We start from the raw sequence: 419 nt of genomic DNA on the forward strand, positions 1-419 counted from the left end.
TTCCACTCCCATGAATTTTTAAAGCGCGATGGGGGGCAAGCAACCCCCCATGATTGAAGGGGATAGTGACCACCCCGTCCCAGCAAATGACGTAGCCGCAGGGGTTTTGGTGGATTGAGGGTGGTTGGAAGCGAATAGCTGCTGAGTTAATCCATGGGCGAAGATTCTTCAACAACGATGCTAGCGCTCTTTTTTGGGTCCTTGGTCTTTGACGCGATGTCGGCCGGTAAGGGTGATGACCCGGACGTCCGTGCTGTGGTCACGACCTTACCGGCGCACTCAAAGTTTTATCGCGCGCGCATTGCCACAAAAGATTCCGAAATCGCCGAATTCAGAACTGAAACCTTGGAAAAACTGGTGCTCCGCCAAAAGATCGTGCAGCGAACAACCGAATGAGCCCGGCCGGTGTCCCTCTGATG

Annotated in this window: 1 protein-coding gene; it reads left to right on the forward strand. The window is 53.9% G+C overall.

The genetic code is table 11. The features are described from left to right. Positions 1 to 153 precede the first annotated feature (153 nt). Positions 154 to 396, forward strand: coding sequence for a hypothetical protein (locus KMS84_RS43950; protein WP_256912016.1), 243 nt, complete (start codon positions 154 to 156; stop codon positions 394 to 396). Positions 397 to 419: the final 23 nt, after the last annotated feature.

Source organism: Streptomyces hilarionis (genome assembly GCF_024539675.1).
In the GTDB taxonomy this organism is placed as follows: domain Bacteria; phylum Actinomycetota; class Actinomycetes; order Streptomycetales; family Streptomycetaceae; genus Streptomyces; species Streptomyces hilarionis.

What these genes read in the sequence shown, in the direction of transcription:
- KMS84_RS43950 (WP_256912016.1), top strand. Translation starts at nt 154, where the DNA reads ATGGGCGAAGATTCTTCAACAACGATGCTAGCGCTCTTTTTTGGGTCC.